General features: G+C 41.8%; 26 protein-coding genes and 3 other annotated features (1 of these 29 cut by a window edge). Of the genes, 19 read left to right on the top strand and 7 right to left on the bottom strand.

What is annotated here, in order from left to right; translation table 11 throughout:
• Positions 1-136: a binding site (T-box leader), on the top strand; it begins 94 nt to the left of the window's first position.
• 49 nt (positions 137-185) lie between these two features.
• Complete coding sequence (gene thrS, locus D4T97_RS06095; protein ID WP_126048744.1) at positions 186-2,117, top strand: threonine--tRNA ligase; 1,932 nt, start codon at positions 186-188, stop codon at positions 2,115-2,117.
• A 72-nt stretch (positions 2,118-2,189) separates the two neighbouring features.
• Here thrS and D4T97_RS06090 read toward each other — a convergent pair whose 3' ends face one another.
• Positions 2,190-2,735 carry a YusW family protein gene (locus D4T97_RS06090; protein ID WP_164525489.1) on the bottom strand — a complete coding sequence of 182 codons (546 nt, stop codon included), beginning with the start codon at positions 2,733-2,735 and terminating at the stop codon, positions 2,190-2,192.
• A gap of 199 nt (positions 2,736-2,934) precedes the next feature.
• Positions 2,935-3,076: a sequence feature (ribosomal protein L20 leader region), on the top strand.
• Between the two features lie 115 nt (positions 3,077-3,191).
• Here D4T97_RS06090 and infC point away from each other — a divergent pair.
• From infC to D4T97_RS06070, 4 genes are all read left to right on the top strand, one after another.
• Positions 3,192-3,695 carry a translation initiation factor IF-3 gene (gene infC, locus D4T97_RS06085; RefSeq protein ID WP_126048740.1) on the top strand — a complete coding sequence of 168 codons (504 nt, stop codon included), beginning with the start codon at positions 3,192-3,194 and terminating at the stop codon, positions 3,693-3,695.
• 21 nt (positions 3,696-3,716) lie between these two features.
• Entirely contained in the window at positions 3,717-3,917 is a 201-nt protein-coding gene (rpmI, locus tag D4T97_RS06080) for a 50S ribosomal protein L35 (protein ID WP_018708600.1), read from the top strand.
• Between the two features lie 27 nt (positions 3,918-3,944).
• On the top strand, positions 3,945-4,298 hold the full coding sequence (gene rplT / locus D4T97_RS06075) for a 50S ribosomal protein L20 (protein WP_126048738.1): 354 nt from the start codon (positions 3,945-3,947) through the stop codon (positions 4,296-4,298).
• 495 nt (positions 4,299-4,793) lie between these two features.
• Positions 4,794-5,369: a TVP38/TMEM64 family protein gene (locus D4T97_RS06070; protein ID WP_126048736.1), complete on the top strand. Its 576-nt coding sequence runs from the start codon at positions 4,794-4,796 to the stop codon at positions 5,367-5,369.
• A 553-nt stretch (positions 5,370-5,922) separates the two neighbouring features.
• Here D4T97_RS06070 and D4T97_RS06065 read toward each other — a convergent pair.
• Complete coding sequence (locus D4T97_RS06065; RefSeq protein ID WP_126048734.1) at positions 5,923-6,315, bottom strand: sigma-w pathway protein ysdB; 393 nt, start codon at positions 6,313-6,315, stop codon at positions 5,923-5,925.
• 181 nt (positions 6,316-6,496) lie between these two features.
• Here D4T97_RS06065 and D4T97_RS06060 point away from each other — a divergent pair, with 181 nt between their 5' ends.
• The 3 genes from D4T97_RS06060 (at position 6,497) to D4T97_RS06050 (ending at position 9,058) form a co-directional block, all read left to right on the top strand.
• Entirely contained in the window at positions 6,497-6,988 is a 492-nt protein-coding gene (locus D4T97_RS06060; RefSeq protein WP_126048732.1) for a dUTP diphosphatase, read from the top strand.
• Between the two features lie 84 nt (positions 6,989-7,072).
• Positions 7,073-8,158, top strand: coding sequence for a M42 family metallopeptidase (locus tag D4T97_RS06055; RefSeq protein WP_126048730.1), 1,086 nt, complete (start codon positions 7,073-7,075; stop codon positions 8,156-8,158).
• A 447-nt stretch (positions 8,159-8,605) separates the two neighbouring features.
• Positions 8,606-9,058, top strand: a complete 453-nt coding sequence (locus tag D4T97_RS06050; protein WP_126048728.1) for a small multi-drug export protein — start codon at positions 8,606-8,608, stop codon at positions 9,056-9,058.
• On the opposite strand, the gene D4T97_RS06045 is transcribed toward D4T97_RS06050, so the two are convergent.
• Together D4T97_RS06045 and sspI are read right to left on the bottom strand one after the other, a co-directional pair.
• Positions 9,042-9,506, bottom strand: coding sequence for a hypothetical protein (locus D4T97_RS06045; RefSeq protein ID WP_126048726.1), 465 nt, complete (start codon positions 9,504-9,506; stop codon positions 9,042-9,044). The genes D4T97_RS06050 and D4T97_RS06045 overlap by 17 nt on opposite strands.
• 51 nt (positions 9,507-9,557) lie before the next feature.
• Entirely contained in the window at positions 9,558-9,770 is a 213-nt protein-coding gene (sspI, locus tag D4T97_RS06040) for a small acid-soluble spore protein SspI (protein WP_126048724.1), read from the bottom strand.
• A 103-nt stretch (positions 9,771-9,873) separates the two neighbouring features.
• Between sspI and D4T97_RS06035 the strand changes: the two genes are divergently transcribed.
• From D4T97_RS06035 to D4T97_RS06020, 4 genes are all read left to right on the top strand, one after another.
• Positions 9,874-10,632, top strand: a complete 759-nt coding sequence (locus tag D4T97_RS06035; RefSeq protein ID WP_126049176.1) for a TrmH family RNA methyltransferase — start codon at positions 9,874-9,876, stop codon at positions 10,630-10,632.
• A gap of 43 nt (positions 10,633-10,675) precedes the next feature.
• Positions 10,676-10,900, top strand: a binding site (T-box leader).
• A 106-nt stretch (positions 10,901-11,006) separates the two neighbouring features.
• A complete protein-coding gene (gene pheS, locus D4T97_RS06030) occupies positions 11,007-12,044 on the top strand; it encodes a phenylalanine--tRNA ligase subunit alpha (RefSeq protein ID WP_126048722.1) in 1,038 nt (345 codons plus the stop codon).
• Positions 12,045-12,061: 17 nt separating this feature from the next.
• Positions 12,062-14,476 (top strand): phenylalanine--tRNA ligase subunit beta, encoded by a 2,415-nt coding sequence (gene pheT, locus D4T97_RS06025; RefSeq protein ID WP_126048720.1) that lies wholly within the window; start codon positions 12,062-12,064, stop codon positions 14,474-14,476.
• A 232-nt stretch (positions 14,477-14,708) separates the two neighbouring features.
• The gene (locus D4T97_RS06020; RefSeq protein WP_126048718.1) at positions 14,709-15,566 is read left to right on the top strand and encodes a cytochrome c oxidase assembly protein; all 858 of its coding nucleotides are present in this window, start codon (positions 14,709-14,711) and stop codon (positions 15,564-15,566) included.
• A gap of 223 nt (positions 15,567-15,789) precedes the next feature.
• Here the strand turns inward: D4T97_RS06020 and D4T97_RS06015 are convergent, their stop codons facing one another.
• From D4T97_RS06015 to D4T97_RS06005, 3 genes are all read right to left on the bottom strand, one after another.
• Entirely contained in the window at positions 15,790-16,662 is an 873-nt protein-coding gene (locus D4T97_RS06015; protein WP_164525488.1) for a glycosyltransferase, read from the bottom strand.
• Positions 16,663-16,711: 49 nt separating this feature from the next.
• On the bottom strand, positions 16,712-17,470 hold the full coding sequence (locus tag D4T97_RS06010) for a sulfotransferase (RefSeq protein WP_126048714.1): 759 nt from the start codon (positions 17,468-17,470) through the stop codon (positions 16,712-16,714).
• A 99-nt stretch (positions 17,471-17,569) separates the two neighbouring features.
• The gene (locus D4T97_RS06005) at positions 17,570-18,268 is read right to left on the bottom strand and encodes a PIG-L deacetylase family protein (protein ID WP_126048712.1); all 699 of its coding nucleotides are present in this window, start codon (positions 18,266-18,268) and stop codon (positions 17,570-17,572) included.
• A 182-nt stretch (positions 18,269-18,450) separates the two neighbouring features.
• Between D4T97_RS06005 and D4T97_RS06000 the strand changes: the two genes are divergently transcribed.
• The 7 genes from D4T97_RS06000 to D4T97_RS05975 all read left to right on the top strand — a co-directional run bounded on the left by D4T97_RS06000 (position 18,451) and on the right by D4T97_RS05975 (position 25,329).
• On the top strand, positions 18,451-19,125 hold the full coding sequence (locus D4T97_RS06000; protein WP_164525487.1) for a sulfotransferase domain-containing protein: 675 nt from the start codon (positions 18,451-18,453) through the stop codon (positions 19,123-19,125).
• A 22-nt stretch (positions 19,126-19,147) separates the two neighbouring features.
• Entirely contained in the window at positions 19,148-20,221 is a 1,074-nt protein-coding gene (locus tag D4T97_RS05995; RefSeq protein WP_164525486.1) for an ATP-grasp domain-containing protein, read from the top strand.
• A 109-nt stretch (positions 20,222-20,330) separates the two neighbouring features.
• On the top strand, positions 20,331-21,497 hold the full coding sequence (sat, locus tag D4T97_RS05990) for a sulfate adenylyltransferase (protein WP_235872171.1): 1,167 nt from the start codon (positions 20,331-20,333) through the stop codon (positions 21,495-21,497).
• Between the two features lie 1,519 nt (positions 21,498-23,016).
• On the top strand, positions 23,017-23,967 hold the full coding sequence (locus D4T97_RS05985) for a glycosyltransferase family protein (RefSeq protein WP_126048704.1): 951 nt from the start codon (positions 23,017-23,019) through the stop codon (positions 23,965-23,967).
• A 4-nt stretch (positions 23,968-23,971) separates the two neighbouring features.
• Positions 23,972-24,439 carry a low molecular weight protein-tyrosine-phosphatase gene (locus D4T97_RS05980; protein ID WP_126048702.1) on the top strand — a complete coding sequence of 156 codons (468 nt, stop codon included), beginning with the start codon at positions 23,972-23,974 and terminating at the stop codon, positions 24,437-24,439.
• Between the two features lie 256 nt (positions 24,440-24,695).
• Positions 24,696-24,818 carry a hypothetical protein gene (locus tag D4T97_RS20900; RefSeq protein WP_268920405.1) on the top strand — a complete coding sequence of 41 codons (123 nt, stop codon included), beginning with the start codon at positions 24,696-24,698 and terminating at the stop codon, positions 24,816-24,818.
• Between the two features lie 52 nt (positions 24,819-24,870).
• Positions 24,871-25,329 carry a glycosyltransferase gene (locus D4T97_RS05975; protein WP_126048700.1) on the top strand — a complete coding sequence of 153 codons (459 nt, stop codon included), beginning with the start codon at positions 24,871-24,873 and terminating at the stop codon, positions 25,327-25,329.
• The last annotated feature ends 114 nt before the right edge of the window (positions 25,330-25,443 follow it).

The raw sequence follows: 25,443 nt of genomic DNA, 5'->3' as shown, positions 1-25,443 counted from the left end.
ACCTTCGAACTCCGGCCATGAAATTTCAGTATTGGACGGCGGATTAAATCCGTTATTTAAATTCTAAGTCATAAGGCGGCCAAATCCGTTTTATGAAAATTAGGGTGGAACCACGTGCACAAGACTCGTCCCTTTCCAGGGGGCGGGTTTTTTTATTTTTCAATGAAAGAGAAGGAGTAGATTTTATGTCTGACCAATTAAAAATCACTTTTCCAGATGGATCCGTCAAGGAGTTTCCTGCCGGAACTACAACGGAAGAGATTGCGGCTTCCATCAGCCCTGGCTTAAGAAAAAGTGCGGTAGCCGGAAAATTGAACGGTACAATGATTGATCTTAGAACGCCAATCAGCGAAGACGGTTCTATAGAAATCATTACGCCGGGGAGTGACGAAGCCCTTGAAGTGCTTCGCCACAGCACAGCCCATTTGATGGCACAGGCAGTATCACGCCTATATCCCGGTGTGAAGCTTGGCGTCGGTCCGGTCATTGAAAACGGGTTTTATTATGATATGGACATGGAACATTCATTGACACCTGATGATTTGCCGGCGATTGAAAAAGAGATGAATAAAATCATCGGCGAAAATTTGGAAATCGTACGTAAAGAAGTTACCCGGGATGAAGCGAAGGAGCTTTTTGCCCATGATGAATATAAGCAGGAATTGATTGACGCCATTCCAGCGGATGAAAAAGTGACTATTTATGAGCAGGGAGAATTTTTTGACCTATGCCGCGGTGTCCATGTGCCATCCACGGGGAAAATCAAGTTTTTCAAACTATTGAGCATTGCAGGTGCCTACTGGCGTGGAGACAGCAACAATAAAATGCTTCAGCGAGTCTACGGTACAGCATTCTTTAAAAAGGGCGATCTTGAAGATCATCTTAAAATGCTTGAGGAAGCGAAAGAGCGGGACCACCGCAAGCTTGGTAAAGAGCTTGGTTTATTCACAAGCGCGCAAAAGGTGGGCCAGGGGCTTCCGATGTGGCTTCCAAAAGGTGCCACAATCCGCAGAACAATCGAACGCTATATTGTGGACAAAGAAATCGAGCTCGGCTACGACCACGTCTACACTCCAGTAATGGGAAGCGTGGAACTTTATAAAACAAGCGGACACTGGGATCATTACCAGGAGGATATGTTCCCTGTCATGGACATGGACAATGAACAGCTTGTCATGAGACCGATGAACTGCCCTCACCATATGATGATCTTTAAAAATGATATTCACAGCTATCGCGAGCTTCCGATCCGGATCGCCGAGCTAGGGCTCATGCACCGCTACGAAATGTCAGGTGCGCTTTCCGGCTTGCAGCGTGTTCGTGGGATGACATTGAATGACGCTCATATATTTGTCCGCCCAGATCAAATCAAGGAAGAATTTAAACGGGTTGTTGAGCTGGTTATCGCAGTATATAAGGATTTCAACATCAGCGAATACTCATTCCGTCTTTCCTACCGCGATCCTGAAGATACGGAGAAATACTTTGATGATGATGAAATGTGGGAAAAGGCGCAGTCCATGTTGAAAGAGGCAATGGATGACCTGAAACTGGATTATTACGAAGCAGAGGGAGAGGCTGCCTTCTACGGTCCGAAACTGGATGTTCAGGTAAAAACGGCTCTTGGAAAAGAAGAGACACTTTCAACTGTCCAGCTTGATTTCCTGCTTCCGGAAAAATTCGATTTGACTTATGTCGGTGAAGACGGAAAGCAGCATCGTCCGGTCGTTATTCACCGTGGGGTCGTATCGACAATGGAACGCTTTGTGGCATTTTTGATTGAGGAATATAAAGGGGCATTCCCAACGTGGCTTGCACCTGTCCAGGTACAAGTAATCCCTGTATCTCCTGACGTGCATTTTGACTATGCCAAGCATGTCACAGATGAGTTGAAGTCTCAGGGCTTCCGTGTGGAAATGGATAAACGCGATGAGAAAATTGGCTATAAAATCCGTGAAGCACAAATGCAGAAAATCCCTTACATGCTTGTCGTCGGTGATAATGAAGTTGAAGCCGAGGCGGTCAACGTAAGAAAATACGGTGAGAAAAAGACTGAAACAGTTCCATTGAAGGAATTCATTGCGCGAGTTCAAGAAGAAGTAAAAAATCATAATTGATGATTAAGGGGTCTGAAACCAAAATAAGGTGCAGGAAAACGATCGTTTTCCTGCACCTGTTTTAATTGAGGCCTATTTTACATCTTCAAACTCTATTTCTTTTCCGTTTTTCATTGTGTAATCCAATTCAAATTTTGTATAGTTGGTATCAAGCTGGAAGGCATCAAATATTTGTTGAATTGCATCTTCTTTGGTTGTGTTCTCATCGATCCGTACATCTTGCATTAACGTATATAACGTTTGAAACGCTTCAACGCCTTTGAGTTTCTTGTCATGTACAGAGTCGTTTAGTTCCGCACGGTATTGGCCCTGCTCTGCATTCTTTTCTTCGTATTCAAAATCATATTCCATATCGGGGGCATAGACGATTTCTAAATCGAATTTCCTATAAGGAAAATTGTCCATCAGCTTTTTTGCATTCATGTCTGCGACATTGCCATCATCAGATTTATTGCCACTGTCTTCTTTGTTAATAAGATCATCATTCGTCGTCGCATTTTCGTTCGGCGGTGGAACGACCTGTTCCTTTGGATGGTTATCAACAGATGGGTCATTTGAGCAAGCTGTCATTCCCAAAGCAAGCAAAGGAATTGAAAAGAAGTAGATCCATTTTTTCATAATGTGTAACCTCCTGTATCTTGTCATATAAAAAGTTTTACCAGTTCCTTGAAAAATAAACATTTTAACAAAAAGCATTGCGGGCAGGGAAAAAATTTGGTATGATAAAAAACGTTGTTATGACTAGGTTTCACATGCCTGTCATTTGACAAATGTATGTGCCCCATGATAGACTTTATAAGGTGAATCGAATACTTGTTTGTGTAAGAAGGAGCTGCCCGCTTCTCGCCTGATTGACGCATCAACGCTGTTGACAGGTTAATGAATGTATTGCAATTATCCACACAATGTTGTGTGATCTAAGTGCGGGCCCTTTTTGCGGCCTGCACTTTTTATTTATCCATCGAATTGATAAAGATAGGCGAAAAGATTCAGAACAGAAACTACCAGCCCTATTTTTACTCAAACTCAGTATTCTCGAAAATACCTTGGAGGTGGCTAACTATTAGCAAAGATATGTTTGTGAATGAAGGCATTCGTGCCCGTGAACTTCGTCTCATTGACCAAAATGGTGAACAGGCGGGAGTCAAATCCCGTAATGAAGCGCTCGATATTGCTACTCGTGCAAATCTCGACCTCGTGTTGGTGGCGCCGAACGCAAAACCCCCGGTGGCCAGAATCATGGACTACGGGAAGTATCGTTTTGAGCAGCAGAAGAGAGAGAAAGAAGCGCGTAAAAACCAAAAAGTGATCAACGTGAAGGAAGTTCGTTTGAGTCCAACAATTGATGAGCATGATTTTAATACAAAGCTCCGCAATGGACGCAAATTCCTTGAAAAAGGAGATAAAGTGAAAGCATCGATCCGTTTCAGAGGGCGTGCAATCACTCATAAAGAAATCGGCCAGCAAGTACTCACACGTTTTGCCGAAGAGTGTAAAGACGTGGCAACTGTCGAATCCAAACCACGGATGGATGGCAGAAGCATGTTCCTTGTATTGGCACCAATCACTGAAAAGTAATGTTTTGAGGAGGAAATTCATATGCCAAAAATGAAAACACACCGCGGCGCGGCAAAACGTTTTAAAAAGACAGGCTCTGGCAAGTTGAAACGTTCACATGCTTATACAAGCCACTTAGCCGCCAATAAATCCACGAAACAAAAGCGGAAACTCCGCAAATCGGCAATCGTCTCCAAAGGCGACTTCCGTAGAATTCGTCATTTACTTGATAACATTAAATAATTTGGAAGTATTTAGGAGGGAAATAATATGCCACGCGTAAAAGGCGGAACAGTTACCCGTAGACGTCGTAAAAAGGTTTTAAAATTAGCAAAAGGTTATTATGGTTCCAAACATACATTATTTAAAACTGCTAACCAGCAGGTAATGAAATCATATATGTATGCGTATCGTGACCGTCGCAACAAAAAACGTGATTTCCGTAAACTTTGGATCACACGTATCAATGCGGCAGCACGCATGAACGGCCTTTCCTACAGCCGTTTGATGTACGGCTTGAAAGTTGCCGGCATCGAAGTAAACCGCAAAATGCTTGCAGATCTTGCTGTTGCTGATGAAAAAGCATTTGCTGAACTTGCAGACAAAGCAAAAGCTGCTCTATAAGTCAATCAAAAAAAGCCATTCCATTGTGGGAATGGCTTTTTTGATTGTAGAGGGAAATTAATATTCCCTTGTCTATATAAATTGAACTAAATAATGTGCACTCTTGTGCATTAGCCCGAGGCAGCACATAGAAATTGATACGTTGATTGCAGTGGAAGGCGGCGACTCCTCGAAAATGCTCCGCATTTCCTTCGTGAGATGCTCATTCGCAGAAGCTTTTTTTGGGTCCTGCGGGAGAAGCGTAGGCCTTGAGACCCCACAGGGCGCGAAGCGACCGAGGCCGATGACGCCACCTCCTGTGGCGTCATCGGCACTAGCACGTCCTGTGCGTCGGAGGCTCAAGCCACGCCCGCGGAAAGCGTCCGCCTGGAATGTAAATCAACATTGGCTCCCATGTGAAATTATTTATTTCAACCTCCAGCGCTGCGCTTTTCTTTGTTGTCATAACCAGAAACGAGAAAAATACATATATAAAGAAGAAAGCAGGTGATCATCATGGATGAGCAGTTATTAATCATGCTTTCGATCATGCAAGGCAGCGGGATGCTTGCCCCAGTACTGTTTATTATGTTTCATGTCGTCCGGCAATTTATGTTCATACCGGTTGTCCTGGTGTGCATGGCAGGCGGAATGCTGTTCGGCAGCATTCTTGGGACAGTGTATTCAATGACAGGGCTGATGCTGTTATCCGCTCTTTTTTACTTCTGTATTAGAAAGATCCCCCGTACCCATGAAAAATTGATGAGAATAAAGCATAGATGGTTTGGACCTTATGTGAAAATGACAGTTGGGCAGATTGCTGTCTTGCGTCTGATCCCATTTTTTCACTATCAATTGCTGAACGTTTGCCTGCTAGAAAGAAGGCCGGATTTTCGCGGCTTCATGAAGGGAGCGTTCGCAACGAACCTTCCGTTGGCTTTTTTCTATACGATATTTGGTGAGTATATTACACAATTCTCTCCTGGTATCGCAACGCTTATTGTAATAGCCCTGTTTATCCTGTTTTACTTACTCCGTGAAAAAATCGTCACAATCAAATGGCATGACTTCTTTTCGCATACTTCCGTGTAAAAGCCTGCTTGCCTGGGCTTTTTTATTCTTTAGCGTACTATAAAATCCTATGTTTGTGGATAACCTTTTAATCTGTATATGCTACGTCTAGCTCCGACGGACAGGAAGTCCTAGTGCCGCCGAAGCCACAGGATGTGGCGCTTTGAGACGGCCAGCGCCTATCGACTAGCAGACTTCGCGCCTCTGGTGCTCCTGCGCCATAGTTGATTCGAAGAAGCTTTGTTCAGCTCGTCGCAAAGCGCAGGAAGTTTCTCGAAGAAGCAGCTTGCCTACGATAAGTCAACATCGGCTCCGACGGACACGACGTCCTAGTGCCACCGAAGCCACAGGATGTGGCGCTTTGAGGTGGCCAAGTCGCCGTGTTTCCTTTGTCTCGTGGGAGTCACTATTGTCTAGCTGCAACGCCTAGCCCCTCGAGGTCACAAGCCAATTCCCTGTGGTGGCTGAAGTACTGCCTCCTCGGGAATCGTCTTGTGCTTGTCGGGGCTGATCAAGGCGTTTCCGCCTTTCGGCTCAGTCTGTACGTCGATGAACAGGCGCTTGCGCTTTTGTCTTATTTATTTCTATTTTTCTCAATCAGTTCTTTAATAGGGCTCTTCCAGTCAATGACCGCATTAGGGTATCGAAGCTTGACCTCCTGCTCAATGAATTTGAAATCCTCGTAGCTAAGCCCTTGGAGCAAGTCTTTATTATGTGGAAAAATAAAAATGGAAACGACTTCAAATGCGCGGTCGGTCGTACCCAGATATTTCTCACCTTCAAACATGACCCCTTCGTAGGTGATCAAAAAGTTTTTCCTAATATTATCGGGAACATCGTAAAAAAAGAACCGTTTTTGTTCATGCGCGTTTTCCAGTTTTCTTTTCGGATCCAGGATAAATTTCACGGCTATATAAAAGAGGTAAATAATTAATGCCAAAATGACGAATCTAAATAATAAGATCATGGTGAGACCTCCGTTAGATAATCTACTTACAATACGAACGAGGCGATAAAAGGTTTCAACTTTGTTATAATTTTTTTAAATGGAAAGTAAAATATGTATTTAACAACGGCCCCAGGTTTCAGCTGCCGAAAAGGGCAGACCTGGGATGCCTGTGCTTTCCTAATTGAAGGAGTGATCAAAGGTGACATTACAGGAATGGTTTGCCATGCAGCATGAATTGGACCGTTATATAGAAAGGGAACATGGGTTGCACGGCGAGGAATTGTTTGAAAAGAAGATATTGGCTCTGCTTGTTGAGCTTGGAGAATTGGCAAATGAAACGAGATGCTTTAAGTTTTGGAGCAAAAAACCACCGTCTTCGCATGAAGCTATTTTGGAAGAGTTTGTAGACGGCGTACATTTCATTTTATCCCTTGGACTTGAATTGGGCTTTTCTGACCGTGATATTGACCTTGTTTCCCAGGAAGCCAATGAAGACTTGGACCGAGGTTTTTTAAAAATCTTCAGGCTTGTGAATGATTTTCGCCAGTCTAAAGACGCCGCGGATTTCGAAGAGCTTTTCCGCCAGTATATCATTTTAGGGCAGTCCCTCGGATTTATGCTTGACGATGTACAAGAAGCTTATAAAAAGAAAAATGAAGTGAATTTCAAACGCCAGCAAAACGGATACTAGGATTGCAGATGTTTGTGATTGAATCATTTGTATGATTATAATTAATTCAAGGATAAAATCTTGGAAAAAGTGGGGGCGATAAATATGCAAAAGCTCGACGAAACTTTAACGATGTTAAAAGAATTGACAGACGCCAAAGGCGTTGCAGGGAATGAACAGGAACCTCGCAGAGTCATGAAGAAATACATAGAGCCCTATGCCGAGGAAATCGAGACGGATGGATTGGGAAGTTTGATAGCTAAAAAAACGGGAGATGCAAACGGTCCTAAAATCATGATTGCTGGACATTTGGATGAAGTAGGATTCATGATCACGCAAATTGATGATAAAGGATTCCTCCGATTCCAAACAGTTGGCGGATGGTGGAACCAGGTCATGCTTGCGCAGCGGGTAACTATCGTGACAGCTAAAGGTGACATTACTGGTGTCATCGGTTCAAAGCCACCTCATATTCTGTCTCCAGAAGCCCGTAAGAAGCCGGTGGAAATCAAGGATATGTTCATCGATATTGGTGCATCCAGCAAGGAAGAAGCCCAAGAATGGGGAGTTCGTCCAGGAGATATGGTTGTCCCTTATTTCGAATTCACCGTCATGAACAATGATAAAATGCTGCTTGCAAAAGCATGGGATAACCGCATCGGATGCGCCATTGCCATTGATGTGCTAAAAAACTTAAAGGGTGAAAATCATCCGAACACGGTATTTGGCGTAGGAACAGTTCAGGAAGAGGTCGGGCTCAGGGGAGCAAAAACGGCGGCGAATAAAATTATGCCTGACATTGCCATTGCAGTGGATGTAGGAATAGCGGGCGATACCCCTGGAATATCAGAGAAAGAGTCACAGAGCAAAATGGGGGATGGACCGCAAATCATGTTGTATGATGCTTCAATGGTTTCCCATAAAGGATTGCGTGATTTTGTTACAGGAATCGCAGATGAACTGGAGATTCCTTATCAGTTTGACGCCATGCCAGGAGGAGGAACGGATGCGGGTTCCACGCATCTCGCCGGAGAAGGCGCCCCATCGCTTGCTATTACAATAGCTACACGTTACATTCATACGCACGCAGCTTTATTGCACCGTGACGATTATGAAAATGCAGTAAAATTAATTAGTGAAGTTGTAAAGAGACTGGATAAAGAAACGGCAAATAAAATAATTTTTGATTGATTCGCTTTATTAAAAGTACATCACTGACGTATAGTGGTGTACTTTTTTATGTACAATTATATTCTTGTAGCGGTGGAAAAATATTCATTGTTGGAAGGTAAGAATGAATCAGTCATGGCGAGCGAGAAGGAGAAAAATTCGTTCGTATGGTAACTATGAGTCGTTCATAGTGCCCGAGAAGGAGAAAAAAACGATCGTATGGTAACTATGAATTGTTCATAGCGACCGTGAAGGAAAAAAATCCGTTCATATGGAACTAAGGGATATTCCTAGTGCCCAAGAAAGATAAGATCGCAGAGAAAACCTTGCAGCAGCCATATTCCCCCAAAAAAACAAAGAGTTCGTTCGAGGGGCCCTCATCACTTTCAAAGCTTCCTGCTTTTTTCTTTTCAGAAAATGAATTTTCCTGTATTGTCTAAGAGGAGCACAGATTAAGGAGTTTTTTTTATGGGAAACTTATGGGAATATATTCTTGTTTTTCTTTTGGCCGGAGTGCCGTGGATTGAAGTTGCGGCGGCTATTCCGATTGCCATCATTCGCGGACTGCAGCCGATACCGGTTATCGTTCTTGGTTTTGCAGGAAATTTATTGACGACCCTACTTGTCATTTTTTTGTTTGAGCCAATCAAGAATTTTTTATTTAAAAAACGAGGAGAGCCGGAAGATGGCGGTAAAAGGGAAGCGCGCGCAAAAAGAATTTGGAACAAATATGGTTTGCCGGGATTAGCTTTGCTTGGTCCGATATTGATAGGTATCCATATTGCGGCATTTATCGGACTGACACTCGGAGCTGCAAAAAACTGGACGATTCTTTGGATGACCATCAGCCTGCTTATTTGGTCGATTGTTTTTGGTGCCGCGGCTTACTATGGAGTGGAAGTATTCAAGATATTGTTTTAGATAGGCAGCTATTGAGATGTCCTTTTAAAACGCTGGGCCCCAATTTCTTGTTTTTTGAATTGGAAAGTTTTACGTGAAAATTCACATTGTCCATTTTCGCCGTGATTAGATCAAATCGGCCGGCCCAGGTTGGACCATCTTCAGGTGTGGGGTAAAGCTCAAATCGCCAGCTTATATCACGGGGGACGAAAACATAACTTTCGTAACGATCATAATCACCGTAAGAAGACGGATCTGGAAGATGGACAGCAATCATGCTGACATTGGTTCGTGCAAAGCTGTTCGGGATGACTTGAACTTTATAAACCAACGCAGCTCCTTTGGCATTTTTCAGCTTTTTATCCACCGGCTCCAAAACAAGACTGCAAGGCATTTGGGCGGCATGTGTTTGGTATGGAATAGTGACACAAGCCGCTATTAAAAATATTATCAAAACAAAACGATTCAAGGTTTACACCCCAATCAATCATTAAAAAAAAGCGGACGGTCATACCGCCGCTTATTCTTGTTTTAATCCGCTTTCGAGCGTTCCAAGCATGTGTACTTTTTCCTGTTCATCGGAATGCTCCCAAATCACTTCAAAAAGCACGCCCAATCCGGGCAAATACTTTTCCTCACCTTTTTGCATCGCATCTACAATCGTGTCCCGTAACTGTTCTTGGTTGTTTTCTGAAACGTTATGAATAACAGCTCTCCTGATGTTTATATCCATTTTTCTTGGCTCCTTTTCAAAGATTCTTTCGTTAGCTTTTCGCAAAATGGAGTAATTATGTATAATGAAAAAAGAATTGTCCCGAAAGGAATTGGAGCATATCATGGAAGAAATTCAGTCCGCGAAAAACTCGCGGGTAAAAGAATGGAAAAAACTGCTTACGAAAAAAGGGCGGGATCAAACAGGAAAGTATATGGTGGAAGGTGTCCATTTGCTTGAAGAGGCCATCAAAGCCAATGAAGTTGTTGAAATCATGGTACAGAGCGACTTTGCAGCGATGGATGCAGAACAGCTGAAACAATATCCGGTGACTTTAATTTCTGCTGAGGTCAGCCGGGCCATATCCGCAACAGAAACTCCCCAGGGAATTTTTGCAGTATGTAAAAAAAGGACTGTTTCGGTAGATCTGTCAGTACACAGAAGGTTGCTCCTCTTTGACGGTGTTCAGGACCCCGGCAATATTGGAACAATGATCAGAACGGCAGATGCGGCAGGGATCGACGCTGTTATTTTCGGAGAGGGGACCGGAGACCTTTATAATCCGAAGGTTATCCGATCTGCCCAGGGAAGCCATTTTCATTTGCATGTGGAGACAGGTGATTTATCAGAATGGATAGGAAAACTAAAAGCTGCGGACATTCCGGTTTACGGAACAGCTATTGAAAATGCACAAGCCTTTACGAATGTCCCACCAACAGATGCTTTTGCGCTAATTGTAGGCAATGAGGGGGCAGGAGTAGATCCGGCTATCCTTGATCAGACAGATAACAATCTGTATATTCCGCTGTACGGGCAGAGTGAATCGCTCAATGTTGCAATAGCCGCAGGCATATTGCTCTACCATTTGCGAAAACCGATTTGAAATTATTGTTTAGAACGTCTATAATGTGAATATCTTAATAAAGTGAACGACTATGACGGAGAAAAGTAGCCGGAGGAAGCTTTCAGGGAAAAAGTGCCATGACTGTAAGCACTTTTAGTTGGAATCCAGGCGAAGTTCACCTCCTGAGTCGGCATCGGGACCGAAATCCTTGATTTCGTAAAGATGCACCGGCCTTGCCGTTATGACAATGAAGTGAACATGAAAATGTTTATAAGGGTGGTACCGCGACCATAGCCTCGTCCCTTTTTTGGGGGCGGGCTTTTTTTATTGTCTAAGTTTGATAAGCATAGAACTGCTTGGTATGTCTTAGCTAAATAGGCGCTTGATTGCAATGAATAAAGGAGGATATATAAATGGAGCAAAAGTTGAAAGAACTGGAGCTGAAGGCTCTTGAAGAAGTCAAAGTCGCTTCCGACTTAAAAGAGTTAAACCAGGTACGTATCTCTTATCTTGGGAAAAAAGGACCGATTACCGAAGTTTTGCGGGGAATGGGGAAATTGTCTGCGGAAGAGCGGCCAAAAATGGGGGCCCTCGCCAATATGATCAGAGAGGCGATTACAAAGGCGATCGATAGTAAAAACGAAGAACTGGAAAATGAGGCAGTTGCCAAGAAGCTTGAAGCCGAAACAATTGATGTTACGCTTCCGGGCAGACAAGTTTCAACCGGGAACCGCCATCCGCTTACAAAAATCATCGAGGAGATCGAGGATTTATTTATCGGGATGGGATACAAAATTGCGGAAGGTCCCGAAGTTGAACATGATTACTATAACTTCGAGGCTTTGAATTTGCCTAAAGGACATCCAGCCCGCGATATGCAGGATTCCTTTTATATCACTGAAGAAATTTTAATGCGTACCCATACATCGCCGGTTCAGGCCAGGACAATGGAAAAGCATGAAGGAAAAGGGCCTGTAAAAATCATCTGTCCGGGTAAAGTGTATCGCCGTGACAACGACGATGCCACTCACTCCCATCAGTTTATGCAAATTGAAGGCCTTGTCATCGACGAAAATATCACAATGGGAGATCTGAAAGGAACTCTTGAAGTGTTCGCGAAAAAGATATTTGGTGCGGATCGCGAAATTCGATTGCGCCCAAGCTTCTTTCCTTTTACCGAGCCTTCTGTGGAAATGGATATTTCTTGTAAAATCTGCCATGGCGACGGCTGCAGAGTATGTAAGCAAACTGGCTGGATTGAAGTTTTGGGAGCGGGAATGGTTCATCCAAACGTGCTTGAAATGGCAGGCTTTGATCCGAAAAGATATACAGGTTTCGCGTTTGGAATGGGACCAGACCGTATTGCCATGCTGAAATATGGAATTGATGACATTCGTCATTTCTATACAAATGATATCCGGTTCCTCAAGCAATTTGCTGAACAAGAATAATTCGGGAGGTTAAACACATGTTGGTTTCATATAAATGGCTGCAGGATTACGTCAATTTAAATGGTGTCACTGCAGCCGAATTGGCTGAAAAAATAACAAGAAGCGGTATTGAAGTAGATGGGATTGCAAAATTAAGCGATGGTGTGAAGGGTGTCGTTGTCGGTGAAGTGCTGGATTGCAGCCGGCACCCACAAGCAGATAAACTGAACATATGTAAAGTGGATATTGGTGAAGGAGAACCTGTCCAAATCATTTGCGGGGCGCCGAATGTTGCCAAAGGCCAAAAAGTCCCTGTTGCAAAAGCAGGTGCAGTTCTTCCCGGCAATTTTAAAATAAAAAGAGCCAAACTCCGCGGGGAGGAATCAAACGGAATGATTTGCTCACTACAGGAGCTTGGCATCGAAGGGAAGCTCGTACCGAAGGAATTTGCCGAAGGAATCTATGTATTCCCTGCTGACGCGGAAGTCGGTTCCGATGCATTGTCCCTGTTGAATATGGACGATGAGGTACTCGAACTTGATTTGACGCCTAACCGTGCAGATGCACTTAGTATGATTGGAGTCGCTTATGAAACTGCGGCTATTTTGGATGAATCCGTTCAATTGCCGGAAATTTCTCATGAAGCATCTCAAGAGAAAGCCTCTGATTATATTTTCGTAAAAGTGGAAGCCCCGAAGGAAAATCCGCTATACACAGCTAAGGTAATAAAAAACGTAAAAATTGGCCCGTCCCCGCTTTGGATGCAGGGGCGTCTGATGTCAGCTGGCATTAGGCCACACAACAACGTCGTTGATATCACGAACTATATTTTACTCGAATATGGCCAGCCGCTTCATGCTTTTGACTACGATAGGTTCGGTTCAAAAGAAGTAGTTGTTCGCCTTGCAAAAGAAGGGGAGAAAATAACAACGCTTGATGACACGGAACGGACATTGACTTCTCAACAGCTAGTCATAACTAATGGAACTGTTCCAGTTGCACTCGCTGGGGTAATGGGTGGAGCAGATTCAGAGGTCAGCGATGATACAACGACGATTCTACTGGAGTCAGCCTATTTTACAGGCGGTTCGATACGGAGTACATCAAAATATCATAGCTTAAGAAGTGAAGCAAGCAGCCGCTATGAAAAAGGTGTGGATCCGAACAGAGTAAGACCTGCAGCAGAGCGTGCTGCCCAGTTAATTGCAAAATATGCCGGCGGAGAAGTGCTGGAAGGGCTTGTGGAAGACGACCAGTTAACAATCGAGCCTGCAGTAGTTTCCATATCATTGGAAAAAATCAATCGCGTTCTAGGCACTGAGATCACTTCAGCGGAAGTTATGAAGATCTTTGATCGCCTGCAATTCGAAGTGGCGGTTGAGGATGATGAGTTTACTGTAACTGCTCCGACCCGCAGAGGAGACATTACGATTGAAGAGGACTTGGTCGAAGAGGTTGCACGTCTATATGGATATGACCGACTTCCGAAAACATTGCCGAGCGGAGAATCGACTCCAGGCGGTTTGAACAAAGGGCAGGAAAAGCGTAGAACAACAAGGGGATTCCTTGAGGGAGCCGGCTTGTTCCAAGCCATCACCTACTCTTTGACAAGCGAAGAGAAGGCATCGATGTTTTCAATTGAAAAACGTCCACCAGTCACACTCTCCATGCCAATGAGCGAGGAGCGCAGTCGCCTGAGATTAAGCCTTGTTCCTCAAATGCTTGAAGCAATTTCTTATAATGTAGCTAGAAAAAATGAATCGGTTGCCCTGTACGAAATCGGCTCCGTCTTTTTGAATGAAGGCGAAGGCAAGCAGCCGGAAGAGCGGGAGCATATTGCCGGTGCTGTGACAGGCCTTTGGGTCGATCATTCTTGGCAAGGCGAGAAAAAGCCGGTTGACTTCTATGTTGTGAAAGGAATCTTGGAAGGCCTATTTAAGAAGCTTGGTCTTGAAAAAGAAATTACTTGGCAGGCTGTACAAATGGACGGCATGCATCCGGGGCGCACTGCGGAAGTCTTATTGGCAGGCGAAGTAATCGGATTTGCCGGACAGATTCATCCACATTTACAAAAAGAGCTTGATCTGAAAGACACATATGTATTTGAAATCCAGGCTGAGCCAGTATTTGATTATGAACTCCCTGAATTGCACTACGTCACGATTCCACGTTATCCATCGATTGCACGAGATATCGCGTTGGTCGTTGATAAAGATGTAAATGCAGCGACGCTTGAGGCGGTCATCAAAGATGCTGGTGGTAAGCTCTTGAGAAACGTCCATGTATTCGACCTTTATGAAGGAAAGAATATGGAAGCAGGCAAAAAATCAATTGCCTTCTCATTGACTTACGCAGATCCTGAACGGACACTAACGGACGAGGAAGTAACGAAAGTGCATGATAAGGTATTGGCTGCATTGAAGGAAAAAGCTGATGCGGAACTGCGAAGTTAAGAACAAAAGCGGAAGGGCCTGGAGCTGGACATCTAACATCATCGAAGATTCGTCCAAATATGAACAATAACAAAAGGCTCCGGGACTTAGTTCCGGAGCCTTTTCAATTTGAATTAACTGGATAAGAGGAGAAGTTTTTCTAAAATGTGATAGAATACCCATAGAGTGTGTTTCATCCTGGATGTTTAGAATGTGCGGCGTGATAGCCGTCCATGAATAGGGAGGGATACCTGTGGATTTGGATGTTTTTTCCAATTATGCATGGTATGAGATGTGGAGTCCAATCACTTTTTTAATCATTGCATTGGCTTCTTTTATATATGCAAAAAATATTATTCATGATTCTAACTATAAGGTAACAGGCAAACAGATGGCCTATTTTTATGTGGCTGCTACTTCATTGTATATTGTTAAAGGGAGCCCGTTAAAGATTGCTGCTGACCATTTTTCGTTCAGCGCCCATGTACTTGAGGTCATGACTGTATTATTCATTGTATTGCCGCTGTTCATTTTAAGTTTGCCATCTCAATGGGCCAGGCAGTACTTTTGGAACCACCGATTGAAATTTACATTAAAGCTGCTCGGGCACCCCTGGATGGCTGCTTTGCTCTTTAACGGAGCCTTAACAGCTTACTTTGCTCCGGAAATATTTAATATTATTCAGCAGAGTACTGTTCTTTCGATCATCAGCCAAATTTTCCTACTTATTACCGGGTTTTTAATGTGGTGGACGATTATCATGCCGCTGCCTGAAATCAGCAAATTCTCATACTTCACTAGAGTCGCTTACATTTTCCTGAATGCTGTCCTGTTGATGCCAATTGGTATTTTTTTGTTAATCGGCATCAGTACAGTACATTATCCTATGTATGCCGAGGTGGCGGGACAACTGCTTCCTTCAATCACAGCAGTATACGACCAGCAGCTTGGCGGAGGGATCTTGAAAGCCGTTCAGCTGACAAGCTACGGAATCGCGCTATTTTATCTAATTGTAAATTGGAGCAAGAAAGAGGATGAGTTGGAAGGGAAAATTGATGATGAGAATATCCGTATTGTCCGGGGCGTCGTAATTCATCTGCCGAAAAAATAGTAAAGCTGCTTAGTAAGCCTCCGTTCAAGGACACATATTAATAAACAGCACCTCTTGATACGATGAACGTATCCATTTTAGAAGGTGCTTTTCTTTTGTGGAAAATAAATAAAAATAGCCATACATTCGATTTGGAAAAATCGGAATCTACGGCTGTTGTGTACCAAAAAGGTGTACTTATTTTTACAATTCAGGCTTACGACCCTTTTTCTCAATATCGAAATTATATAAACACATTTTGTTCTAAAAAATCTTGCCAGTTTTCAGTGAAGCTTTCAAAAGAGTAGTTTTTTGCAGTGGATACGGCATTTTTTGATAGGTTCAAATTATGGCCAGGAAAACTTAGGATTTCATGAAGATACTTGGCTAGTTGATCAAAATCACCCTCTTCAACAACAAGTGCATTTCGACCCGGTTCGAAATAATCGCGTCCACCATATGAATCCCAACCTAATACCACACATCCGGAAGCCATAGCTTCAAGAGAAGGTAAACCGAATCCTTCAACAGGGGATAATGTCAAATAGAATTTGTGCGTAGTCAATATTTCCGCCCATTCTCTCTGTGTTAGATTACTGACTTTCTTAAATTCTGGAAGGGCGTCCGAATACTTCTGATGATAAACCTCCAATAAACGATTTAATGATGGTTGTAGGTCTATTTTGTAATCCAGTACCAATATTTCATTATTTCGTTGTTTCCACGAAACGTCATGATGAAATATGGAAAGATTAATATAAGGATTAATAACGGGAGTATTGATACCATATTTTGATCGCGTAGTTTCCTGAACAAAACGAGAAGCCGACACGTAATAATCAAATTTCGTATCTAAACGGGAGTAATTGGTGACTCCTTGAAGATACATCAATTTTTTAGACGATAACATGGATCCGAAGGAGTGTGGGGACTGAACAGGATTACAAATAAATAAATCCTGTTCTTTAATTATTCTTCTCATGTTGTAAATGGAGATCGTTGGAAAGTCATATTGATAATGAAACCTCTGTTTTCCCCGACTAATGTTATGATTTTGCACAATAAACACCTGGGTACCGAACTGTTCAAAACAAATCCTTCCAAGTTGGTAAAGCATGAACGATCCTCCGAAAAGATCATATCCATTAAATACGAATACTCTGCTGTCAATGCTCATCATACCCCGCCTTGATCATTGTATCCTTACATAGCCGCATAATTCCTTGACTGATAGCTCGAGGAGTAGGCTTGCTGGAACTGCTTACCTTTACGGCAAGCACCTTTTCAATTTCTTCATCACTTAAACGACCAATGCTTTTGATGAGATCCAGTGTTTCCATATCTCTAGCAACTACTTTTTCATAGTGAATGAGATGCATGTTTGAATCTTCAGCTGACAGTTTTAAATAATCGTTTACTCTTTTTGTCCACAGATCGGAAAACCCTTCAATCGATCCGTATCTTTCCTTTTTCGCACGGGGTGAAACGCTTTTCCAAACTGAGACCGGGTGACGAATCAATAAAATTACCGGGGAGTCCGGATAACATTCGCGGAACAATTCTAATTCCTCTTTCCCGTATCGTACTTCTTTGTACCCGAACATATCGAAAGAATCCCTGTGTTCTTCGACATATAAGAGATAGTTGAGAGCTTTAACCGAATGGATGATCGAACTCCTTAATACCTCTGGTCTTGGTGTCATGCAAGCGATCCATTGATTGGGATTTTGTCCCCCGTTAAAATAAGATTCCCTTACATCCTTAAACGTCTCAGAGTAATGTAATGCATTGTTATATATGTTGCAGTAATCGGTCAAACAACCTCCATTTTCCCCCCAAATAATTGTTTTTGGCCGGGCATTAAAAATACGCTGAATCAGCGTCGAACCTGAACGGTGTGTTGCTGCGGAAATAAGAAGATCCAATAATCATACCACCTTTCTTTTATTACTTAATGTAAGCCGGTCCCTGATGGGAGAAAGGTACCGCTTCTTTTCCTACTTGATTCAGAAGTGGCCGCAACGTTATCCATGAATTCTGATGACCTGAAAAGCTTCTGCAAAATTGCAATAAACAGATTGCCCCCTAAATCGTGCTTTGGTGAATAAAGATTGCGAACTGATAGGATGGCGTTTAGACCCTACCTGCGTCTTGTAAGCTTTTAAAGCTTCCTGTTTTTTATTGATCTCATCTCGATTTATTTGAACAAACAAGTTGGGGTGAAAAGAAAGCTCTCCATCTGTTTCATAAACAAGTACCGATCCGTTCCAAAAATAGGGCCGTGTTGCCGTTAAGGCTGCTTCATGGAGTGCAGTATGATCTTGATGTTTTGTGATGGAAGGGATGTAAATCACCGTAGGTTTGAATTCCTGAATTTCCTTTTCCAATTTGGATACTAATTCGACTCTCGGGAGCGTGTCTAATTTGCTGTGATATTGTACCTGATCTTCGTCTGTATATAAAAAATGATAGTTTTTAATGCCTATTATCCTATGGGATTCCTCCAACTCTTTGAGACGAGTCATTCCATCGTATATTTCATATTGACCTTTTTCCGTTTTATATTTTTGATAGGCGCCTTTTACAAAAGAAGCAATCACAACCCGGACTGCACTTCCGTTTTTCAAATACTTTTGTATCACACCGCCGCATCCAATGATTTCGTCATCTGCATGCGGGGCAAGTATCAGCACCTTTTGGTTTTTGTAGTCCATTACCCGCATTTTTTCACCTCCTCTTATAAATGATTTAAAATATGATATTAAAGTATTTCAAAAAGAGAGACGGCTGATGCTGATTTATAAAAAGAATGATCAAATAGGCGTGAAATATAGGTTAACAAAAGATACAAGCAAGATACGTACGAATACGATAAACTATCAAACTTATGGAGAGAGGGAAGAAGATGGGTAAACTACCAGACTTTATTATTATGGGTGAAATGAAATGCGGGACCACCGCATTATATAGGTATATTACAGATCATCCAAAAGTAGAGCCTGCCAAAAGAAAAGAACTTGCGTTTTTCCATGCCTATTACGATAAGGGGATTGAGTGGTATAAGTCACAATTCCCTGACTGTGAACAATGCATGACAGGCGAAGCAACTGGTTATTTAAAATTTCCGAATGTTGCGCGAAAAATCCATAAAGTCCTTCCTAAGATAAAATTAATTCTGATCTTGCGTAACCCGGTTGACCGGGCTTATTCACACTACCATATGCACCTTAGAAAAGGGATAATCTCGATTCCTTTTGAAAAAGCCATACAGGGCAAATCGACCTATTTGGATAAAGGAATCTATGTAAGGAAACTCAAAAGATGGATGGAGATATTCCCAAGGGAACAGTTTCACATCGTGCAAAGTGAAAAATTATATAAACAGCCTCAAAAAACAATGGACGAAATTTTTAAATTCCTTGGACTTCCCCGGTACAAACTAAATGTCTACGACCATCATAACGCGGGTAGTTACTCCAAAATGAACTCGGAAACACGAAAGAAACTCGTGGACTATTACAAACCATATAATGAAGAACTCTATCAGTTGCTGGGAGAAAAATTTAATTGGGATCAGTAGGTCTCAAGGAGAGGAGTTCAACATGCACTTATCCACTACTGTCTTACTGACCGGTGTGGGATCACCGTCAGCTCCAGGGGTGATTAAATCTCTGCGATCTGCGAGAAACCATCATTTTAAAATCGTAGGTATGGATATTGACCCTGATGTGGCAACAAAGGCCATGGTTGACAAATTTTTCGTCGGACCTGAGGCAACAAGCTCTCACTTCATTGAAGAATGTCTGACTTTATGCAGAGCAGAAAAGGTCGATGTTATTCTTCCATTGGTATCGATGGAATTGCCCAGGTTTTCAAAGAATAAACAGCGTTTTAAGGGGATGGGTATAGAGGTATCCGTTTCAGAACATTCATCCCTGATAAAAGCTATGAATAAAGGAAAGCTATTTCAGGCCTTGAAAGATAAAAAGATCTCCGTTCCCCAGTCAATCACGGTTCATACAGTAGATCAATTACGGAAGGCGATATATGATTTGGGATATCCTAATCGCCCTGTTTGTATGAAACCCACAGTTTCCGATGGAAGCAGGGGCTTTCGCATTCTTGATTCACAAAAAAATCGTCTCGAACATTTATTTTATGAAAAACCTGACTCTTCATATATTAGTGTTCAGGAACTTCTGGATATGTTGAAAGATGCCTATGACATTCCGGAAACGATTGTCATGGAATATCTTCCACATGAAGAATACAGTGTCGACATTCTGGCCAATCAGGGGGAGGTCATTATTGCGATTCCAAGATTAAGGGAAAAAATTACTGATGGAATATCGGTTAAAAGCTTAATCGTCAAAGAGGATGATGTGATTGAATATACCTCAAGAATTGTGAAAGAACTTGGTTTACATGGCAATATCGGTGTGCAGGTCCGTCGGGATCAAAATCATCAACCTAAAATTCTTGAAATTAACCCACGGATTCAAGGGACGATAGTCCATTGTACAGCAGCCGGAGTGAATCTACCATATTTGGCTATAAAACTCGCGAAAAACATGGCCATTAATCCGGAAGAATGTACCGTTCAATGGGGCACACGAATGAGAAGATATTGGGATGAGGTTTACTTTGACAGTGACGGGAATTCAATTCAATTTTAAATAATTGAAAGTAGAACTATTGGGATTCCAGGAATTTGACCAAATCAAATCAAATTTATCGCTAAGAGGAAGACCGTGAATTCTGAAAATGAAAAGGTGGAAAAAACTTATGTTGAATGCAACAACCATCGAACCCCACGGCGGAAAGCTGATCCAACGTGAGCTAAAAGGTGAAGAGCGTAAAAAATATCTGGATAAGGCGAAATCAATGCCTTCCCTGTCCGTTTCAAAATGGACCATTTCGGATATCGAACTCATTGCCATTGGTGGCTTCAGCCCGCTTACCGGTTTTATGGGGAAAGAGGATTATTTGAGTGTCTTGAAAAGGCTTCGTTTAGATAATGGTCTTGTTTGGAGTCTTCCTGTTACACTCCCAGCCTCCAAAGAAGATTCAAAAAAGCTGGCCATCGGTGAAGAAGTGGCTTTGATCGGAGATGACGGGATCACTTACGGTGTCTTGAAACTGGAAGAAAAATTTGAATATGACAAGGAATATGAGGCACAACAGGTCTATAAAACGACCGATTCCAAACATCCGGGCGTGAAGAAAATAGAAGAAAAAGGTGATGTGTATCTCAGTGGACCGATCTGGATGTTAAATTGCCCGACCCACGAACCGTTCGGTCAATTTTACAAGAAGCCTATTGAAACACGGCAAATGTTCACAGACTTGGGTTGGAAAACGGTCGTTGGTTTCCAAACACGTAATCCAGTTCACCGTGCACATGAATATATTCAGAAATTGGCTCTTGAGAATGTGGACGGTTTGCTGCTTCAACCGCTAGTGGGTGAAACGAAAGAAGATGATATCCCCGCAGACGTTCGTATGGAAAGTTATCAAATTTTGCTTAAACAATATTTCCCGGTAGATCGTGTTCAGCTTGTCATCAATCCCGCGGCAATGCGTTATGCCGGTCCGCGTGAAGCGATTTTTCACGCTTTGGTTCGGAAAAATTTTGGCTGCACGCATTTTATTGTCGGGCGTGATCACGCCGGTGTCGGCGATTATTATGGTACTTATGAAGCGCAAGAATTGATCAGTCAATATGAAGAGGAAATGGGTATGCATATATTTAAATTTGAACACAGCTTTTATTGCAAAAAGTGTATGAACATGGCTTCAACAAAAACATGCCCCCATTCGAATGAAGATCGTTTCATTTTAAGTGGAACGAAAGTGCGGACAATGTTGCGAGAGGGAAAGACGCCTCCGCCGGAATTCTCACGTCCTGAAGTGGCGGAAGTGCTTATAAGAGGAATGCAAGAAAATAAATAACCTTTATATTGCTTTTTTCTTTGCTTGGTTTAAGAGTTATTCAGTGAGATCCTTCTACTAAGCAGCTTTTATTAACAGGCTAAGCTTTATTTATTTTAAATACAACAATGTAGAAAATTATGGTTAAATTACTGCATTTACTAATTGCAAAGGATGAAGAGTCATAAACCGGCTTCTTTTGTTTATGTCAAAAGGTCGGTTTTTTTGTGCCCAAGATGTAGCAGTTATAAGTCCTAATATATATAACATCGGACCTTTACTAATTAAAATTAAGCCGCTGAAAAACGTGTTTTCAGCGACTCATCTTAATTTGACCTATCTTAATTTTTAAGGTGTTTGCTGGAATTAATTAGCGCCTAAATATCCTCCAAGCAGCTCTTCTAGGTTAACAGTATATGAGGTACCCCCAACTATCTATCCGACCTTGCCGATCTAAAGCTTCGGCATCCGTCACGTGGATACGCCAACTTTTATTATTTATGAAGCAGGTATTATGTTATTTACTTACGGAAGATAGTGATATTAAATGAGCCAGTAGAGAACTACAAACAGTTAGGGCTTAAGTTAGGTAGATTTTTAAACCAATTTTGCAATACAGCGTGTTCATACATGGTAGTTTGCCCTTAAATAACTAGTAGCATTCTGTCGGTAATAGGCGAATTCACACCAATTAAAGTACAGGAGAGAAGCAGACCTATAATAAAGTTTAATACAAATAGCCGGATACCCCACTCTTGTTCTCGGCTCAAATTTTTGGACAACACTGCTCGATTTGGTGACAATCTTGTTTAAAAGGTACATTCATAACTGTTTCAATCTCACAGATTTGTGCAAGGCATTGTATTTCGATATTTAAAACTAACACTAATCTTGTCGATCGCTTCAAAGAGAAACGATGCCTGCAATGCTGCGGCAATCTGCAATGAAAATTCTCGGTACCATTTTCATTGGTGATGTATCAACGATTTCCTCGAAACTAAATGTGGCACAGCAATTATCCGGGTCAAAACACATCACGGTGAATTGTGTAGGTGTATTACTTCCGTCAAGTGATACTGGCGTAGAACTCCCTTTATTAATAATCAATATCCTTTGGTGCTTTTCACTAAGTCGATTTAGCAACTCGCAAATGCAACTGTTGCAATTCGTTCTGTTGGATTCCTCCTTGCATTTACAACACAAATTGTCATCGGAAAAACCGCTCATTAACTTTCCCTCCTTTAGACTCAGCTACATGCAGATGAGTCTAAAACCATCTGTATTATACTCTATTTAGATGAAGGTACAGGGGGTTGGATTATTAACTAAATAAAAGAAAAACGGGCATTAATCTATCAATTTCGTGATGGTTTCCTATTTCTTGATGCATTCCGTCGTATAAAACATGAATGCTTTCTGACATATTGTACCTATTTTCATCAGCAAGGGGTTAGTTACCCAAACATGCAAAGGAATAGAATCATATAAATATATACAGTAACAACACAATAGAGATTTACTAGGTCCAGGGGGCTGGAACATGGAAAAATTAAAGGTTTTGTTTTTTACAATGGACCAATCAGACCAAATGGAGAAGAGCAGCCATTATTTAGCCGAAGAATTGAAAAAGCAATGTGACGTAATGTTTTGGAGGACTGAGGGGCAGATGGCAAATATTTTAGAACAGCTCCCATACAAGCCCGATTTTATTTTATTAAATGATTGTTTTGCGCCAAAACTTGGTCCGCTTATCAAGGGGCTAAACGATGTTCACATTCCTAAGGCAATCATTTTTCATGACATTTCTAACTACATCCATCAAAGAAAAAGATATATTGCGCAAGAAAACATCGATATGATTTTTGTCCATTATCGTGATGCTTTTAGAAAATGGTATCCCCAGCTTAATAGACGAATGATTTGGTTCCCCCATCATGCAAATTTAGAAATATACAAGGACTATCAACTAGAAAAAAATATCAATTGGCTGATGATGGGAGCTCTATCGTCACGTCTTTATCCACTCAGAACTTTGATGTTGCAACGCCTAAAAAGCACTCGGGGTTTTCAATATCATCCTCATCCCGGATATTATGATGAGCACAGTATCCAACCTGGTTCTCTGATTGGAAAGGATTATGCGCAGGAAATTAATCGTGCAAAAATGTTCTTGACTTGTAACTCCGTATTTGAATATCCGTTAATGAAATATTTTGAGGTGCTAGGGTGCAATACCTTGTTGTTGGCACCTTCCTCTAAAGAGCTAACAGATTTGGGATTCGTCGATAGGGATACGTTTATTGCGGTAAATAAAAACAACTTTGAAGAAAAGGCTGCCTATTATTTACGGAACGAAGATGAAAGGATTCGAATTGCCCGTAATGGCTATCAGATGGTTAGAGAAAAACATTCAACCGAAAAAAGAGCAACAGAGCTTATACAACATATAAAACAAATCATCAAAAGGAAGACACAAACTGAAGGGAGGTGAAAAGATGACATCCGTCTTGTTTGTCTGTTTAGGCAACATTTGTCGTTCTCCGATGGCGGAAGCCATTTTTCGCGATCTTGTACGCCGGGAGGGACTTGAATCAAAAATTCACATCGATTCTGCAGGAATTAGGGAATGGCACTCCGGAAGCCCCCCTCACCAGGGAACACAGGAAGTCTTGGCCAAACACGGAATTTCTTACGATGGAATTTATGGAAGACAAGTGACTAAAGGGGATTTGGAGAAATTTGACCTGATTATTGTCATGGATAATAAAAACCTATCTTCGATTAGACAATTAGCTGAGAAGAAAGAGACTCACGCCTATCTCTTAACAGATTTTATCTTGGGAACGGAGTATACGGAAGTTCCCGATCCCTTCCATACTGGAGAATTTGATAAAGCCTATCAATTAATAGAGAAAGGGTGCCAGGGTTTGCTGGAGACCGTTTGTCCCAAGGAGAAGCATTAAAAGGCGAAATTCTCAAAGGATGTCATCTCTAGTAGTCAACATAACAAGATGTCAAATTTTATTAACATCGGTGCAATCCCTTCACTATATCATTATCTCAAAACGCATCCCGACATCATCCCATCTACAAGAAAGGAAATTCATTATTTCGATGTGAACTTTAATAAAGGACTTACCTGGTACAAATCACAGTTCCTATTGCTTTCAAATCCTAAGAAAAATTGCATCACTGGACTAAACAAAAGGGTGTAAAAAAATGAAAGAAATAGTACTTAGTGCCGGCAAGGGCACAAAGTTCCAACCTTTTTTCTTCGCACAACCGAAAACATATCTTCCAGTTGCAAACAGGCTTGTTGTCCAATATACGTGGAGAAAATGATTTTCTGTCAATGATTCATGAAAAATAAATTTGTTTACAAGGAGGAACTTCAATGTCTGGTATTTCTATCGTCACAAGTACGATAAAACCTCAGTTCATGGATAATATCTTTGAAAATTTTGATCGGCAAAATTGGGAGGATAAAGAGTTAATTATCATATTGAATAAAGACGATATGAAGATAGAAAGATGGAAAATGAAAGCTGGAGAATATAAAAATGTTTCCATATATCAACTTCCAGAAGAAGTCACACTAGGCGAATGTCTGAACTATGGAACAGAAAAAGCCAAACACGGTTATGTCGCCAAATTTGATGATGACGACTATTATGGACCTGAATATATCTCTCAAGCGATGGAAGCCTTTGAAAACACAGACGCAGTTCTTGTAGGGAAGAGGACAACGTATACGTATTTTAAAAAAGAGAAGATTCTCACGATGGATTCCGGTCGGTTTTTTCGAAAATCAATATATCAAAAAGGTGATGAAAGGAGGGACGATCGTTTTTGATAAAAGCATTTACCCCAAAATAAAATTCCCTCCCAAAAATCTAGGCGAGGATGTTGGCATCCAACGTCAATGTTGGGAACAAGGATACAAAATATATACTACAGACAGGAAAAA

The organism is Siminovitchia acidinfaciens, from assembly GCF_003605385.1.
In the GTDB taxonomy this organism is placed as follows: Bacteria; Bacillota; Bacilli; order Bacillales; family Bacillaceae_C; genus Siminovitchia; species Siminovitchia acidinfaciens.
This window is presented reverse-complemented; position numbering and strand designations above follow the sequence as displayed.